This is a genomic window from Microtetraspora malaysiensis (assembly GCF_001528665.1).
In the GTDB taxonomy this organism is placed as follows: Bacteria; Actinomycetota; Actinomycetes; order Streptosporangiales; family Streptosporangiaceae; genus Microtetraspora_A; species Microtetraspora_A malaysiensis.
In genome coordinates this window covers 48,266-61,423 of sequence record NZ_BBYJ01000038.1, presented here as the reverse complement: position 1 = coordinate 61,423, position 13,158 = coordinate 48,266, and the positions used below count along the sequence as shown (strand labels likewise).

The following is a 13,158-nucleotide window of genomic DNA, read 5'->3' as shown; positions in this document are numbered from 1 at the left end:
CTGATGACGTGTCGTAAGAAACTTCAGTGGCGTCGAAACCGGGGCATGAGCTGGGCTCCGGGACGAGTCTTGGGGAGCCTGCTGACTGCCCAGATGGCGTCCGGCATGTAGGCGGCGCGAGCCTGGTCTGGGCTCTTGCACGGAACGTGGGAACCTGTCGCCCCGATACCGTCGTCAGCCTGTCAGGGCGGCGACGAGCAGCGACCAACATGCGCTGAAATCTGACGTCACAGAGCGTCCAGCGGGGAACGCCGCAGTTCCTCGCCGATCGCCTTCTGAGCGTCGCCAAATGCCTCGTTGTGCTTCTCCCAGCAGTCGTGGAGTTCCTTCAGCGTTTCGCATGTCTGCAGATCGTGGATGGCGGTCATGTGTGCCTCCACGGCCTCCCGAACCGCACCGGAGCGGCACCGCTGGTGCCAGGCCATCTGCTGGGCGAGGAGTTTATTACTCCTCAATACCTGATCCCCCTTGAGCAGGTGCTTGATCTTGGCGTCGCCGTTGTCGCGGAGGTGCACCGTGTGCTCACTCATGGCCATGGCATAGAGCTCAGCGATGTCTACAAGGGACTTTTGGAGCGCGTGGAGGTTGTCGCGGTCCTCTTGGTAGAGCTGGATCCAGAGTTGGTCGTGGCGGGCCTTTGTTTCGCGTTTGTGTGTCCGGCGGTCGCTGAGTGCTTGGCCAGCCATGGTGAGTAGTGAGCCGAGGACACCCGCGCCGACGGGGAGCAGAGCGAGGAGGAGTGGATCCACTTCCGCGGTGGTGGCTGCGGTAAGGGTATGGGCGAGGTGGGCAAGTTCGGGCATGGCCTATTTCCGCTGGTCGTTTTAGGTCATAGCTTCCGGCGGAGGAGATCTTCTTGTTGGGCTTTACGCCGTGGACGTAACCAGGATGGTTGGGGCTTGCGCGGGGCAGAGCTATGGGTTCAGCCGCCTGAGGCGACCGATGGTCCGCGATGGACGATGACCCGGGATGCGCCGTCCGCGAGACCGACGAGTTCCACCCCGTATCCGGCGTCATCGAGCGCCCACGCGTACCGGCGGATCGACTGCTTTCTGAGTTGGCGGGGTTCGCCAGGGCGGAGGACGTGGCGGATCATGACCTTGCCGTCTGAGACGCTCAGCTCGTAGCCGCCCTGGCCGTCGTTGCGGGTGTGGCCTGCGGCGTCGAGGGCGCGTCGGACGTTGAGCATCTGGCCTTGGATGTCCATGGTCACCGCTTTCTCTCGCGTGCGCTGCGGTCAGCGGCGATCTGCTTGGCTTCGGCGCTTAGCGCACGGGCTTTGGCCCGCGTCGACATGTGCACTTCCCACGTGCTCATGGTTCGATCTTCCCGCTTTCTTGCCACGTCTTCCTTGTGAATCTTGCCGCTCGCCGAGGTCACGGCGGTTATGGTCACTGGTGACGGATACGCACGATTCCCCTCGGGATGACGCCATGAGCAGCCAGAGCAGCCATGATCTGCGCCTCACCCCTGACGGCTGGCAGCCGACGGACGTGCTCGCCGACTACCCCGACGGCGACGACAGCTACCTGATCAGCCAGGGCTGGGAGCCCTTCATCATCATCGGCGACCCCGACAGCGACATGTGCCTCCAGTCGTGGCGGCGGCCCGCCGCGGGCGGGGAGGAGTATCTGCTGAAGTGCGGTATCTGTCGGGAGGCTCGCCGTTCATGCTGGTGGAGAGTCTGCCGGGGTTGATGTATCTGTTCGCGCGGTGGGCGCCGGCGGTGCAGGCGGCAGCTGTCGCGGGGCTGGTGCGCGACGTGACCGATCCGGAACTGGGGCCGGTTGCGGTGTCGATGCTCGCAGCCCAGGCACCTGCCCGGTTGTAGCTGTACGCCGTGACGGCGTGCTTCACGGCCGCCACTTCTCGGATTCTGGGAACGCGTAGACCTGGCCGGCGGGCACGGTCAGATTCGCGGCCACGTAGTCGAGTTCGAGCCTGACGACGAGGAGCGACGACGGGCGAAGGGCAAGAGAGAAGGGCGGCCCGGTGTCGGCACCGCCTTGATGCCCGTCGCGGCCTTCCCGCTACTCGCCTACGGCGAGGTATGCGCCCGTGTGATCCCGCATGATCCCGGCCTCGATGGTGCCCACCGAATGCCCAGTAACACCGCACGCCTTGGCGTATTCGTGGACGTCGAAGTTCGGGTCAGCGTGGCCGAGCACCTGGGCGGTCACCCACATCACATTGACGCGCACTCGGCGCGCTTCTTCGGGCTTGAGGAAGTCGTCAGTAGGACGGGCCTTGGAGTCGAGCTCCCGGCGGTGTCCAGCGCGGTCGAGGCGCCAGGGGGAGTCTGACCAGTCCTGATACTTGATGGCGGCGGCGAACTCACGCGCCAGACGGCTGAGAGCCATGGTGTCCCTCCGAATAGGACCTTTGTGACGCCACCTCCCGACGAGGCAGCCACAGCCACCATAAGCGCCTGTGCCGCGATGGCGCGGGGGAACGAGACAGAACGCTGACCAACCCGCTAGGGTCATCGGCGGCGGTCCTCGCACTGGCCGATCACGAGGGCGGGCGGGTTGGCCACGATGTGCACCTCCTCCGCCTGGCCCATGTTGCAGCCCGCCCAGTTGTTGAGCCAGCCGTCGACCTCGTACCAGGTGCCGTCGCCGGACGCGGCCTTCGCCATCGCGAGGCGTGCCGAGATCCTTTTCCTTGAGGAACGCGATCAGGTCATCCATCAGGCGTTCCCTCCCGTCCGAGGAGCTCGTCGATGTTGTCCGCGATCTCACGGTAAATCTGCTCGTCATCGATTGGGCCGACACCGTCACCATCAGGGTCGGGGGCACGTCGGCGTGCCTCCTGCAGCGTCGCCTCGTCGAGGATGAGCGTTGCCTTGTTGGTCATGGAGGTCCCGAACATCTCGGTCTTGAGCAGCGAGGCGTACGGGCTCGGAATGGGCGCGATGTAGGCCCGAAGCCTGTGCGCTGCGATCCGTTCGGCATGCCGGCTCGAAGGGTCTTGCGCGGTGAACCGGAACTCCCGCCCGGAGGCCTTGTACTCCGCGTACAGGTCCGCTGCCCCCTGGAGTTGCTGAATGAGGAAGTCGTTACGCCGCCGCTTCTCCGCGTCTTGGCGGTCGGCTGTTCCCCTGCGGAGGGTGGCCACGGTCGTGCCCAATGCGACCACGACTGCGACAACCGTTGCGATTGACGTTGCGATGGCCCATCCGGAATCGCCCTGGTTGGGCAGCACGGTCGGGCTGGGGACCACGACCACGATGGGATTGGTCTCAGCGATCTGGGGTGGGGACGGCAAGACGACAGGCGTTGGACTAGGGCTTGCGCTGGGCGAGGGGGAGGTCATGGCTCGGTCCTTTCTAATGCCTCATGCTCGTCGAAAAGCGCTGCTCTGTGAGCACATCCGACCCGCGATAGTGCTACGTAGGGCACTTCCCGACAGCTGAGCGTGTGATGCGGCGACGTTGGCCACCACCTCCCCTTGCCAGCAGGAAGATGTGGCAGCACGCCCGCCGGTAAGGTCGTGACCGTGGTTGGCAGGATTGACTTCTACGACGACCCACATGCCCCGGCGCCAAACAGTCTCGTTCCATCGGTCAACGTCGTCGTCACCAACGACGCCGGTGACATCCTCATGATCCGGCGCTCCGACAACGGCAACTGGGCCGTTCCCGGCGGCGCCCTTGACCTGGGCGAGTCCCTCCCGCAGGCCGCCGTACGCGAGACCCTCGAAGAGACCGGCATCACTTGCGAGATCATCGGCCTCGTCGGCACCTACACCGACCCTCGCCACGTGATCCTCTACACGTCGAACGGCGAGGTCCGCCAAGAGTTCTCCATCGTCCTCGCCGCCCGAGTCGTCAGTGGCGAACCGACCCCGAGCACCGAGTCGACCGAGGTTCGATGGGTGCCCCGCAACCAGGTCGAGGCCCTGCCGATGGACCGCTCAATGGCCCTGAGGATAAACCATTATCTCAGCGGTACCGGCCTGCCATACATTGGCTGATGACTTGTGGGCTGGAAAGTCGATAAAGAGGTTGCTTAGCGGACGTCTCGAGAGGTGAAGCCTGTATCGATTTCAGATGAAATCCACGGATCTGAATACATGGGCCACACCTTCTCTGTCAAGAGTATGGCCATTCTCCAGGCTCTTCAATTTGACCCGATCTTGATGGACGCCTTCAATATGAAAAGTGGACCACATGTGACACTTAGGGCAATCGGACCCTATCAAATATGGGCGAAGAAGATGCAGTCGATGTTGTTCATCTAATACGTAGAGGCTGTCTACTTCTAATTCGCTAGACGCATACTCTAGATATTGACTGGGTACTACGGGATGATCTCCCATGAGTTCCCGAAATTGTACCGTCGAAACCCGGCGGAAGCTGTCCCATCGAACGGATGTAAGTTGGACAAGCGGAAGGTCGGCGAGAACCAAAGCCGAGTTCATCAGCGTGGTCAGCTCGGCGAGAGCTTCTTTGCAGGCTCGAGGCAGGTCTCCCGGGTCGACACGTCGCAGATGTGACTCGTCATTGCGCTTGCTCGCCAGCATGCTTAGCGCAGCGTCAGCTTCCTTGTCTCCTAGCATATATCTAAGATCTTGAAGCTTTTTTGCATCCGATGCTGGTTGTATATGGCGTGAGGTAGATATTTCACGGAGAATTGCGACCCAGTCACCGAAACTTGGTCCGCTCTTTCCTTTCCTCAGCTTTTCTCGTATGTTGCGGACATAGCCGATCTCTATGCCAGCTTCCCGTGCAAGGGAGAGGCCCAGCAAAGCCGTGTAACAGGCGAGGATCTCAGCAGTGTCTAGTGCTGCGACGTAAGCATCCCTGTATGCATCTGCACTGTACGCGGCCTCCATTAGGCGCCAGCGATAAGCGATAGGATATGGGAATCTAGTGCGAAAAATATAAGATGGATCGTCTAGCGATGCTGCCGCGTTACTACGCAGTCGTAGGTTGCGGCCGGATTTAATGAGGCGAATTCGCGCGGCTTCAGCACTATCGCTGCTAAACACGCTATTTAGCACTGAATCTGCTTCCTCTCGCCAGGTCTCGAAACGTGTTCGGGCGGACTCTAAGCTATCCCAGGCAGCGAGCAAATCATCATCAAGTTGTGGAACGGGTAGCTCACCCAGCGCACGTACCGAGATACGGAGTCCGTCTGTGCCGGCAAGAACTAGTTTCTTGGCTAGTGGTGTGCGTAGGAATTGAATAACTATCGATAGCTGGGAACTAGGCATCGCTGCTGTGGGTCGCAGGACAAGGACGTTCGAGCTAGCCACAGCAGGGAGATCCGCTTCGGTCGCCTCTGCTACCACCAGACCGCCAGAATCGGTTAGGCGTGTAATGCCGCGAAGCAGGATATCTCCTGCTGCTAGTTGTTGATCCTGTGGGACATGGGCATATTCAGAGTCCTCGTCTGCAGGCGTGATCAGTCCGCCGTGAGACACATCGCGTCCAAGAACGACCCTGACTGCCAAGGGGTCGTCGATATCGGTTACTAGCTCTTTAGAATTGGCGCGGAAAAATGGTCCTACATTGATAGTAAAAAGTTCGCTGAGCGGCCTAGTCGCACCGAAATCGTTCAGTCCGTCTCTCTGGGTAAGTAATTCAGGATCGTAGCGGTCGAACGAGAGGCTTTCTCCTACTGTCGGCTCTTCCGCCAGCACGTATCCATAGCTCCCTCGCCCACTCTTTCTGTTAAGTAGGCGACTGAAGTCCTTTTCGACTTCGCCAGTATTGAAAGATTCGGGCATTTTGAAGAGTTTGGTTGCTTCCCCGCTTGTCCTGCTTCGTAGGAATAAGGCAACAACGTGGAAGCTAGAATGTGCGCCAGGTATGACTCCGACGGCAAACAGTAGTACTACAGGACGCCAATCTGCAAACAGCCTCTCGCGGAATACACGGTAGCGTTGGTTAAGCATATGTCCGGAGGGCAATAGAACCACAAGTAGATCATCGAGAGAAGTGGGTTTGCAGTTAATTAGCGCCTCCTCGGTGCACGAAAGGCGTTGAGTGTTTACTCTTTCCCATAGGGGTAGCAGTACAACCGGCGCGCCTCGCAGATGTTCATTTACTTTCGCAACGAGATCTGTCCGATCGATTGAAATTTGATTTTCCCAAGGGATGGATGCGGTGTAATTCCTCTCATCGTCTGATGTTGCGATGAGGAATAAAGGTGATCGTGCCGTGAAGTGATTGCATGCTATATGAATGAGTCGTTCAAATAGGGTACTCATGAGACTCGCTGTCAGTGCTGTCGAACATTCACCTGTCTGGGTAGATTGTAGACGAATGCTACTTCAACTTGCATGAAATGCGAAGAGATGGTTCGCGCGAAGCGTCACGTACGTGGTGCTCCTGTAAGCCATCACGGACTCCTGGCGGGAGGCTCGCATGGCGCGATCATGCGGCCAGAAGCGAGTTTCCGCAGCTCACAATACGGTTCAGCGATCCGGCACTTTAGGAGGTGAATGGCGAACGCAAAAGGGCCCCGGATCGCTGCCGGGACCCTACGAATGCGAGTGGTACGTCAGGCAGTTAGGGCGTCGGTGATTCGCCGGTTGGCGACCTTCTGATGGCCGTCGAGGCACTTGGCATACACGCGTAGGAGGACGTCCACACTGTGGCCCGCCCGCTCGGCCACCTCAGGGGCCGGGACGCCCGCGTTGAGCCAGAGCGAAACGGCCGCGTGACGGAGGTCGTACGGTCGGCGCGCAAGTGGTGAGACGACCTGGGCAGGCGTGAGGGCGAGCTTGCGTGCTTCCTGCCACACCTCCGTGTAGGCCGTCGAGGCGACTACCCCGCCGCGCTCACTTTGAAAGAGCCGCCCGTCGGGGCCAAGGCCGAATTGATTGATGTGTTGCCGAAGGATCTCGACCAGAGCCGGTGGGATGGGCACAGGCCGGACATCGTCACGACCTCGATGCTTGAGCCCGCGTTGCTCATGTGCATCGCCGGTGTCCGTCCATTGCCTAGTGGCCTCGGGACGGGAGACGTCGATCAGGAGGCGCCCCCAGCCGGTCGCTGGGAGGTCGCAGTCTTCCTTGCGCAGGGCGATTGCTTCGGCTGGACGCAGTGCCGCGTAGTACATGCAGGCGAACAGCGCCATGAGTCGCCGGCCACGGCCGCGCTTGCCCACGTAGGTCACTGCGGTCAGCAGTTCGTGAGCTTGCCGCGGGTTGATCACGACACGGGGGTCTACCGTCTCGGTCGTCTTCGGCGGCTTCCACTTGATCCGGTGTAGCGGATTGGCTGGAAGCTCTTCCAGCTCCACGGCGTACTCGAGCACCGCATGCAGCACGGCCCGCTTGCGTCTGACCGTGTTGGCACTATGGCCCGGCGCTCCAGCATCGAGACCGCGACCAGGAACGCCCCGGCGGGGGTTGCGGCGGTCAGCCAGCCCCACACAGTCGGGTCGGCCTGGTGGAGGTTGGCGGCCAGGGACAGGACGATCCCGGCGACGAGGATGAGCGTCGGCCACGACACCCAGCCCCGCCGGACGCGTCCGGTCTTCTTGTCCCGATGGCGTTCCCGAGCGGCCATGACACAGGTGAGGTCGACGCAGACCGCCACCGCCCAGGCCATCCAGCCGCTCTGTCCGCTCGCGGCGGCAGTGTCGCGGATGTGGGTGAAGCTGCCGGCCCCGGCGATGGCAGCCAGGACGATGACCGGCCCGGAGTCGGCCAGCCGCAGCGCCAGGCGGGACACGGTCATGCTCATGCTGCTCACTCCCTTCGAGTCGTCGCAGGTGGTCAGGCGGCGAGTTCGGGACTGCCGTTCGCCGGAAGCTCGTGGCCGAGGCCGGAGGCGGCGACCTGTGACCACGACGGCGTCACGGCCGTGTAGGTCTCAGCGGCCTGCTCCGCCGCCGAGGTCGAGACGTAGCCGGAACGGGCCCGGCACCAGCGGCCATCGCTCCCGGTGACCACGGCGACCCCGGGCAGCTCCGGTGGGATCGAGCGGGCGGCAACCAGCGCGTCGGGGTCGAGGTCCCCGAGCGTCATCACCGCGGTTTCCGGATCGTTGACCCGGTGGCAGACCCGGCCGCCGATCTGCGCCCGCAGCGCGGTCACGCCAGGGCCGAGGTCGGAGCCGATCCGCTGACCCGACAGCACGAGATGGATGCCGAACGCCCGCCCGAGCTGAGCGATCCGCAGCAACGCGGTAGCCGTCTGGGTGACCTGGTCCTTCTCGGCCCTGTCGGCGGTCAGGAACAGCTCGGCCACCTCGTCCACCAGGAGCACGACCGGGATCGGCCGCGCACCGTCGGGGAGCTGCCAGATGTCACGCACCCTGTAGCGGCGGCAGGCGAGCATTCGGGCGCCCATGACCGCGATCAGGTCGGCCAGTAATTCCAGGCACTCCCCGCGCGTCGTCGCCAGGGCGGTCAACCGTTGTGCGTACGGCGACAGCTCCACCCCGCCTTTGAGGTCGAACCCGACCAGGGCAACCGGTTGCGGCGCGAGGCCGACGATGAGCGCGTTGATCAGGTTGGACTTGCCGGACTGGGTCGCGCCGGCGTTCATCCAGTGCGGGATCAGCCGCAGATCCATCCGCCAGGCCGCGCCGGTCTCCAGCACCCCGACCACCGGCCGTAGCAGGTCCTCGGCCCGCCAGCCGTCCGCAGGCTCAGCGGGAGCCAGCGCGGGGGCGACGTGCGCTAAAGGGTCGCGGTTGATCCCCTGCACGGTGACCCGTCCAGGCCGGGAGCCGACCACGCGGACCGCTTCGATCCGCCAGGCGTGCGCCAGCCGGTCGCAGATCTTGGCGTAGTCGTCGGGGATCTGCCCGTCGAGGAGGTGGAAGGTGATGCGGAAGCCGTGCCGTACGGGGCGGGGCAGGCCCATCCACGGCTTGGTATCGACGGCGACCCGCTGGAAGCGGCGCTTGACCCGGATGATGCCGGTCGAGGCGACCAGGCCGGGGACGGTGGTGAACCACCAGCGGTGCCGCTTTTTGGTGAGCCCGCAGCCGGAGGCGACGTGCCGCCAGGACCAGCGCAGCCAGACCGCTTTGCGTGGGAAGACCAGCAGGTACCAGTACGAGACCGGCGCCCACCGCCGCCAGGCCAGCAGGATGACCAGGGCGGCGACGGCGAGCAGGATCGGCCGGGAGATGTCGGGCATCAGTTCACCCCCGCACCGGCCGCGGCCGTGACCGGGGTGAAGGACTGGGCGCGGTAGGAGATGCCCCACCGGCCCGCCTGCTCCCAGACGTAGCCGACCAGGCCGACCGGGATCACCTCGTCCCCTGCCGAGACCTGCGGTTCCGGGGTGATGCTGACCTTGACGAGCTCCATCCGGCCGAACTCGTCCTCAACCATGAGGGTGACCTCGTACATGACGTTGCCGTCGCGGTCCCGCTTGACCTCTCCGGTTTCCTTGCTCACCAGGCGCGGCCGGGCACCCTTGGCGACGGAGACGGACAGCCGGCTGACGTCGACGGGGATCGGGATGTTGCGCATGATCGTTCCTTTGATCAGAGTGAGACTACTTGGAGTACATGGAACGCTTGGAATTCTAAGTTGTCAAGGAGTGCTTCGAGGACTTGGTTGGTTTCTTTACCTGGGTGTGCTCAACTGGAGGGCGGAGACGAGGAGAGCACCGATGGTGGAAAAGACCGGCCGACCGGCCTACTTGCAGATCGTTGACGAGCTGCGCGCCCAGATCCGCGCCGGCTCACTGCCGCCCGGTACGGCCCTGCCGTCCATCGCGCAGCTCTGCGAGCGGTTCGAGGTCTCGGCCAGCGTGGTCAAGTCCGCGATCAGTGTCCTGCGCACCGAGGGACTCGTGGTCGGCCAGCAGGGCAAGGGCGTGTTCGTCCGCGAAGCCCCGGCATCGACCGTCGAGCCCGAGCCGTCCGGCATCAACGCCGAGATCCTGGACCAGCTCACGCAGATGCGCGCATCGGTCAAGGAGTTGGGGGATCGGCTTGCCGCTCTGGAATCGGCGGTGTTCCCAAAGCCGAAGTGATCTCCGCGACCCTGCAGGCCAACTCCTCCAGCTCCGCCCGCATTTCAGCCAGCTCTTGAATGATGCGCCGCTCGTCCGCATTCACGCTCGTCTCTCCTCGCTCATCCCTGGCGCCTTTCGCCCTTTCGGGATGGCTCAAGTTCACCGTGAGCTGCGGGTTTCCGGTATCACACCGATCTAGTTAAGATTTTTCAGTCCGTCTCAACGGGCATTTACACGAGCGTTTTCACATGCACGACCGCACACCGCGCACCACCACCCCGAGCGTGAAGGCGAAGGTATGCAATGAAGACGACCCAGCGGCCCGGCTGGACACCTTCCCGCCTGCGGGAACACCGCGAAGCGCACGGCCTCACCCTCGAAGCGGCGGGTGAACGGCTCCGGCTCGCGGCCAGCCGCCACGGCCTTGCCGTACCGGCGGCGAACTTCCAAACCCTGTGGGGACATGAGCAGGGGACCATCTTCCCCGGCCCGCACTACCGCCGCGCATACTGTCTGCTTTATCAGGCAACAGAGCCCGAACTAGGCTTTCGTCCCCCTCTGCCCGGTGAATCACAGAAAGCGGAAATTGTGATTTCCGAATTGCCTGCGCCCACAGACCTCGCCACCGACAACGCCGCTGCCCAGGTCATCGAAGAAGCGTTCACCAAGGTCTCCATCGGCGGCATCGAGCCAGGAGACTCCACAGGCTCTCTTGCGCGCCCGCGTGGTCGACGCCTGGCGCAGGCGCCACGGCGGAGGTAGCCCCAAGCCGATCCTCGTCCTCGTCGGTGGGTACGCCGGATCGGGCAAGACCGAGTTCTCCCGCTTCCTGTCCGACATCACCGGCTGGGCGTTCCTGGACAAGGACTCGCTGACCCGCGCCATCGTCGAACGGCTGCTCATTTCCCTGGGCGGCGATCCTCACGACCGGCACACCGACCTGTACCTCAAAGAGGTCCGCCCGTTGGAGTACCGGTGCCTGATGGAGACCGCATGGGACAACCTCAACGTCGGCACCTCAACCATCCTGTCCGCGCCGTTCATCGCGGAGCTACAGGATGAGGCGTGGTTCGCCCGACTGGAAAACCGGTGCGCAGCCAAGGGCATCGACGTAGCCGCGATCTGGGTCCGCTGCGACACCGACTCCATGCGCGAGTACATCGAGTTCCGCGCCGCCGCCCGCGACACCTGGAAGCTCAGCAACTGGGACCAGTACGCCACAGGGCTCAAAGTCGAGGCCAGTCCGCCCACGGCACACGTCACTGTCGACAACCGGCTCGGCGCGGCGATCAGCCTCGCCGACCAGACCCGCGAAGCACTCAAGCGGATTCTGACGTGAGGCTGCGCGGCATCGTGCTCTATGGCCCGCCCGCCAGCGGCAAGAGCACCATCACGGCCGCACTCGCCGACACCGACCCACAGTTCACCCTGCTCCGCAAGCTCAAGGTTGGCACCGGCCGCGCCGATGAGTACGACTTCGTCACCGCCGAGCACCTGGAGCAACTGCGCGAGGCCGGGCGGTTGCTGGTCGAGACCCGCCGGTACGGCAACGTCTACGCCGTCGACGCCCGCACGGTCGACGCGATGACCGAGGCCGGACAGATCCCCATCGTGCATGTCGGCAGCATTACCGACCTTCACCAGCTCACCGGCAGCGGCGGCGACTGGTTGACGGTACGGCTCTGGGTCCCCCGCGAAGTGTGCGGGCAGCGCTCCCGAAGCCGCGGCGACCCCGACACCGGCAAGCGCCTCCAGGCATGGGACGAGGCCCAAGCCGACTTTGACGCCCACGCCGAGACTGCGACATTCGATCTGACGGTTTTCACCGAGGATGCCAAGGCCGTAGCAGTGGCGCGGGAGATAGCCGGCGCTTTCGGCGCTTTGGCCACCGAGGGGAAGGGGGCGGGTTCGGTTGGTCATCGGAAGTGACCGAGCAGGATGTTGGTCCACAGCCGTCGGCCGGGGACGGATCGGAGCCATTCGCTCTCGCTGACAACGGTGCCGTCGGCGGCGCGGTAGTGGCGGCGGGTGAAGAGCAGGCCCCCGGCCTGGCACAGCTCGTAGACGATGTCCTGGCATTCGCAGGTGTGCTCAAGCACCCGGACTCGGCTCGCTCGGGGACGGCATTCCTGCCATGGGAGCTTCTCCCATCCGGGTTTCGGTGGTGCCGGGTGGATGCCGTGGTGCTCGACGGTCAGGCCGCCTGTTGCCATGCCGACAGTCCTCCTTTCCCGGTGGGGGCGTCTGGGTAGGTGATGGTGACCCCCGCAGAGGGGCACTCGGGGGCGTGTGGCTCTGCGGGGGCTGCACCCGCCGACGGGATGGGGGAAGGCCGGCGTCGACGGGCGCGGTTGAGCGGTGGCCTCCTCACCCACCCCCAGTGCGCGTGGAGGCCACCCGTCCAACGGCCCCGAGCAGCGGAGCGTCCAGCTCCTCGGGCCACATCTCAAGCTCCCGCGGGCGCCACAGCGGCAGCCGGACCAATCCCGGCTCCACCAGGTCTAAGCCGCTGAGCAATGCGGCGATCTCCTCCGCCGTACGCGGCACGACCGGTGCGTTGGCATTCCGGTAAAGGTCAGCCGCCCTGACCAACTCGGGGCGCTGCTCAACGTGGGAGATCACCAGGTAAGAGCCGGGCGCCATCGCCGCGCATAGTTCGCCGATGATCCGGCGAGGGTCGTCAGTGTCGGTGATCGAGTGCAGTACGGCCACCAGCAGGACCGCGACCGGCTTGGACCAGTCGATCAGGTTGAGCACCTCGCGATGCCCGACAATGCTGGACGGCTTGCGTAGATCGGCGTCCGCCACCCTCGTCTGGGCGTCGGTAGCCAGCAGCGCCCGCGCGTGCACGAGCACCATCGGGTCATTGTCGACGTAGACGACCCGAGCGCCTGGGGCGATCTGTTGGGCGACCTCATGCACGTTCCGTTGGGTCGGCAAGCCAGACCCGATGTCGACAAACTGAGTGATCCCGGCCTCACCAGCGAGGAACAGCGTCGCCCGCACGAGGAACTCCCGGTTCAGCCGCGCGTAGGTCCGGACCTGCGGGACGAGCCGCAAGACCTTCTCCGCCATAGCACGGTCCGCGGCGAAGTTCTCCTTGCCGCCAAGGAAGTAGTCGTACATCCGGGCGACGTTGGGGGCTGTCGTGAAGGTCGGGGGTAGGGGCATCTGGTGTGGCATGCGGCCTCCAATGCCTGAGTACCAACGGATCGACAATAACAG

20 protein-coding genes are annotated in these 13,158 nt (G+C 63.9%); 7 read left to right on the top strand and 13 right to left on the bottom strand.

From position 1 onward, the window contains the following. Positions 1-227: 227 nt before the first annotated feature. The 3 genes from AWQ71_RS36320 to AWQ71_RS42310 all read right to left on the bottom strand — a co-directional run bounded on the left by AWQ71_RS36320 (position 228) and on the right by AWQ71_RS42310 (position 1,380). Positions 228-803 carry a hypothetical protein gene (locus AWQ71_RS36320; RefSeq protein WP_067142773.1) on the bottom strand — a complete coding sequence of 192 codons (576 nt, stop codon included), beginning with the start codon at positions 801-803 and terminating at the stop codon, positions 228-230. Positions 804-922: 119 nt separating this feature from the next. Then, positions 923-1,207, bottom strand: coding sequence for a hypothetical protein (locus AWQ71_RS36315; RefSeq protein WP_157570789.1), 285 nt, complete (start codon positions 1,205-1,207; stop codon positions 923-925). 2 nt (positions 1,208-1,209) lie between these two features. Continuing rightward, complete coding sequence (locus tag AWQ71_RS42310; RefSeq protein WP_157570788.1) at positions 1,210-1,380, bottom strand: hypothetical protein; 171 nt, start codon at positions 1,378-1,380, stop codon at positions 1,210-1,212. Between the two features lie 53 nt (positions 1,381-1,433). Between AWQ71_RS42310 and AWQ71_RS36310 the strand changes: the two genes are divergently transcribed. Together AWQ71_RS36310 and AWQ71_RS42305 are read left to right on the top strand one after the other, a co-directional pair. Further along, positions 1,434-1,697 carry a hypothetical protein gene (locus AWQ71_RS36310; RefSeq protein ID WP_067142767.1) on the top strand — a complete coding sequence of 88 codons (264 nt, stop codon included), beginning with the start codon at positions 1,434-1,436 and terminating at the stop codon, positions 1,695-1,697. Beyond that, a complete protein-coding gene (locus tag AWQ71_RS42305) occupies positions 1,670-1,831 on the top strand; it encodes a hypothetical protein (RefSeq protein WP_157570787.1) in 162 nt (53 codons plus the stop codon). The genes AWQ71_RS36310 and AWQ71_RS42305 overlap by 28 nt, the downstream gene beginning before the upstream one ends. Positions 1,832-2,030: 199 nt before the next feature. Here AWQ71_RS42305 and AWQ71_RS36305 read toward each other — a convergent pair whose 3' ends face one another. The 3 genes from AWQ71_RS36305 to AWQ71_RS36300 all read right to left on the bottom strand — a co-directional run bounded on the left by AWQ71_RS36305 (position 2,031) and on the right by AWQ71_RS36300 (position 3,228). After that, positions 2,031-2,360: a hypothetical protein gene (locus tag AWQ71_RS36305; RefSeq protein WP_067142765.1), complete on the bottom strand. Its 330-nt coding sequence runs from the start codon at positions 2,358-2,360 to the stop codon at positions 2,031-2,033. Between the two features lie 122 nt (positions 2,361-2,482). Beyond that, the gene (locus AWQ71_RS42300; protein WP_157570786.1) at positions 2,483-2,638 is read right to left on the bottom strand and encodes a hypothetical protein; all 156 of its coding nucleotides are present in this window, start codon (positions 2,636-2,638) and stop codon (positions 2,483-2,485) included. A 44-nt stretch (positions 2,639-2,682) separates the two neighbouring features. Next, positions 2,683-3,228 (bottom strand): hypothetical protein, encoded by a 546-nt coding sequence (locus AWQ71_RS36300; protein ID WP_067142762.1) that lies wholly within the window; start codon positions 3,226-3,228, stop codon positions 2,683-2,685. Positions 3,229-3,498: 270 nt separating this feature from the next. On the opposite strand from AWQ71_RS36300, the gene AWQ71_RS36295 reads away from it, so the two are divergent. Then, on the top strand, positions 3,499-3,975 hold the full coding sequence (locus AWQ71_RS36295; RefSeq protein ID WP_067142935.1) for an NUDIX hydrolase: 477 nt from the start codon (positions 3,499-3,501) through the stop codon (positions 3,973-3,975). A gap of 72 nt (positions 3,976-4,047) precedes the next feature. Here AWQ71_RS36295 and AWQ71_RS42295 read toward each other — a convergent pair whose 3' ends face one another. The 5 genes from AWQ71_RS42295 to AWQ71_RS36275 all read right to left on the bottom strand — a co-directional run bounded on the left by AWQ71_RS42295 (position 4,048) and on the right by AWQ71_RS36275 (position 9,443). Further along, on the bottom strand, positions 4,048-5,733 hold the full coding sequence (locus AWQ71_RS42295) for a restriction endonuclease subunit S domain-containing protein (RefSeq protein WP_157570785.1): 1,686 nt from the start codon (positions 5,731-5,733) through the stop codon (positions 4,048-4,050). A 776-nt stretch (positions 5,734-6,509) separates the two neighbouring features. Beyond that, positions 6,510-7,268 (bottom strand): tyrosine-type recombinase/integrase, encoded by a 759-nt coding sequence (locus tag AWQ71_RS36290; protein ID WP_218002102.1) that lies wholly within the window; start codon positions 7,266-7,268, stop codon positions 6,510-6,512. Next, positions 7,178-7,699 carry a DUF2637 domain-containing protein gene (locus AWQ71_RS36285; protein WP_439650387.1) on the bottom strand — a complete coding sequence of 174 codons (522 nt, stop codon included), beginning with the start codon at positions 7,697-7,699 and terminating at the stop codon, positions 7,178-7,180. The genes AWQ71_RS36290 and AWQ71_RS36285 overlap by 91 nt, the downstream gene beginning before the upstream one ends. A 32-nt stretch (positions 7,700-7,731) precedes the next feature. After that, entirely contained in the window at positions 7,732-9,105 is a 1,374-nt protein-coding gene (locus tag AWQ71_RS36280; RefSeq protein ID WP_067142759.1) for an FtsK/SpoIIIE domain-containing protein, read from the bottom strand. After that, a complete protein-coding gene (locus AWQ71_RS36275; protein ID WP_067142756.1) occupies positions 9,105-9,443 on the bottom strand; it encodes an SCO3933 family regulatory protein in 339 nt (112 codons plus the stop codon). Before AWQ71_RS36275 ends, AWQ71_RS36280 begins: the two co-directional genes overlap by 1 nt. Before the next feature lie 142 nt (positions 9,444-9,585). Here AWQ71_RS36275 and AWQ71_RS36270 point away from each other — a divergent pair, with 142 nt between their 5' ends. The 4 genes from AWQ71_RS36270 (at position 9,586) to AWQ71_RS36260 (ending at position 11,862) form a co-directional block, all read left to right on the top strand. After that, complete coding sequence (locus AWQ71_RS36270; protein WP_067142753.1) at positions 9,586-9,951, top strand: winged helix-turn-helix domain-containing protein; 366 nt, start codon at positions 9,586-9,588, stop codon at positions 9,949-9,951. 285 nt (positions 9,952-10,236) lie between these two features. Then, on the top strand, positions 10,237-10,695 hold the full coding sequence (locus tag AWQ71_RS43505; protein WP_218001993.1) for a hypothetical protein: 459 nt from the start codon (positions 10,237-10,239) through the stop codon (positions 10,693-10,695). After that, the gene (locus tag AWQ71_RS43500) at positions 10,646-11,272 is read left to right on the top strand and encodes a P-loop nucleotide/nucleoside kinase family protein (RefSeq protein WP_218002101.1); all 627 of its coding nucleotides are present in this window, start codon (positions 10,646-10,648) and stop codon (positions 11,270-11,272) included. The genes AWQ71_RS43505 and AWQ71_RS43500 overlap by 50 nt, the downstream gene beginning before the upstream one ends. Next, a complete protein-coding gene (locus AWQ71_RS36260) occupies positions 11,269-11,862 on the top strand; it encodes a phosphotransferase-like protein (protein ID WP_067142750.1) in 594 nt (197 codons plus the stop codon). The genes AWQ71_RS43500 and AWQ71_RS36260 overlap by 4 nt, the downstream gene beginning before the upstream one ends. Here the strand turns inward: AWQ71_RS36260 and AWQ71_RS36255 are convergent. Further along, complete coding sequence (locus AWQ71_RS36255) at positions 11,850-12,146, bottom strand: hypothetical protein (protein ID WP_067142747.1); 297 nt, start codon at positions 12,144-12,146, stop codon at positions 11,850-11,852. The two genes, AWQ71_RS36260 and AWQ71_RS36255, sit on opposite strands and share 13 nt — an antisense overlap. Positions 12,147-12,300: 154 nt before the next feature. Continuing rightward, positions 12,301-13,104, bottom strand: coding sequence for an SAM-dependent methyltransferase (locus AWQ71_RS36250; RefSeq protein WP_218002112.1), 804 nt, complete (start codon positions 13,102-13,104; stop codon positions 12,301-12,303). Positions 13,105-13,158: the final 54 nt, after the last annotated feature.

What these genes read in the sequence shown, in the direction of transcription:
- AWQ71_RS36320 (WP_067142773.1), bottom strand. Translation starts at nt 803, where the DNA reads ATGCCCGAACTTGCCCACCTCGCCCATACCCTTACCGCAGCCACCACC.
- AWQ71_RS36315 (WP_157570789.1), bottom strand. Translation starts at nt 1,207, where the DNA reads ATGGACATCCAAGGCCAGATGCTCAACGTCCGACGCGCCCTCGACGCC.
- AWQ71_RS36310 (WP_067142767.1), top strand. Translation starts at nt 1,434, where the DNA reads ATGAGCAGCCAGAGCAGCCATGATCTGCGCCTCACCCCTGACGGCTGG.
- AWQ71_RS42305 (WP_157570787.1), top strand. Translation starts at nt 1,670, where the DNA reads ATGCTGGTGGAGAGTCTGCCGGGGTTGATGTATCTGTTCGCGCGGTGG.
- AWQ71_RS36305 (WP_067142765.1), bottom strand. Translation starts at nt 2,360, where the DNA reads ATGGCTCTCAGCCGTCTGGCGCGTGAGTTCGCCGCCGCCATCAAGTAT.
- AWQ71_RS42300 (WP_157570786.1), bottom strand. Translation starts at nt 2,638, where the DNA reads ATGGCGAAGGCCGCGTCCGGCGACGGCACCTGGTACGAGGTCGACGGC.
- AWQ71_RS42295 (WP_157570785.1), bottom strand. Translation starts at nt 5,733, where the DNA reads ATGCCCGAATCTTTCAATACTGGCGAAGTCGAAAAGGACTTCAGTCGC.
- AWQ71_RS36285 (WP_439650387.1), bottom strand. Translation starts at nt 7,699, where the DNA reads ATGAGCATGACCGTGTCCCGCCTGGCGCTGCGGCTGGCCGACTCCGGG.
- AWQ71_RS36280 (WP_067142759.1), bottom strand. Translation starts at nt 9,105, where the DNA reads ATGCCCGACATCTCCCGGCCGATCCTGCTCGCCGTCGCCGCCCTGGTC.
- AWQ71_RS36275 (WP_067142756.1), bottom strand. Translation starts at nt 9,443, where the DNA reads ATGCGCAACATCCCGATCCCCGTCGACGTCAGCCGGCTGTCCGTCTCC.
- AWQ71_RS36270 (WP_067142753.1), top strand. Translation starts at nt 9,586, where the DNA reads ATGGTGGAAAAGACCGGCCGACCGGCCTACTTGCAGATCGTTGACGAG.
- AWQ71_RS43505 (WP_218001993.1), top strand. Translation starts at nt 10,237, where the DNA reads ATGAAGACGACCCAGCGGCCCGGCTGGACACCTTCCCGCCTGCGGGAA.
- AWQ71_RS36255 (WP_067142747.1), bottom strand. Translation starts at nt 12,146, where the DNA reads ATGGCAACAGGCGGCCTGACCGTCGAGCACCACGGCATCCACCCGGCA.
- AWQ71_RS36250 (WP_218002112.1), bottom strand. Translation starts at nt 13,104, where the DNA reads ATGCCCCTACCCCCGACCTTCACGACAGCCCCCAACGTCGCCCGGATG.